Annotated in this window: 1 pseudogene; it reads right to left on the reverse strand. The window is 86.1% G+C overall.

The features are described from left to right. Nucleotides 1–267 (reverse strand): annotated as a pseudogene (locus AAHZ94_RS35385) (peptidoglycan-binding protein); the annotation flags it as partial.

Below are 267 nucleotides of genomic sequence, written 5' to 3' on the forward strand. Positions count from 1 at the left end.
GTACGGACCCGTCCGTGCGCGCCCCCGCGCCCGGGGGGGCCCCGAGAAACGGGCGGGGGCGCGGGGGGGCGCCGCCGGCGGGGGGGCCGGGGGGGCCGGCGGGGGTGGCCCCCCCGGGGGGGGCGGCGCCGGCGCCGCGTACGGTCACCGTCCAGTGGTCGGCGCCCGGTTTGCCGGCCAGCACGCCCTGGTAGAGGTCGACGCCGGCGGCGAGGCGGTCCCGGTCCCAGCCGGCCAGCGGCCCCGGGGCGTTGCCCGGGCCGTGCC

It is taken from the genome of Streptomyces sp. HSW2009, from assembly GCF_040240285.1.
Lineage (GTDB): Bacteria > Actinomycetota > Actinomycetes > Streptomycetales > Streptomycetaceae > Streptomyces.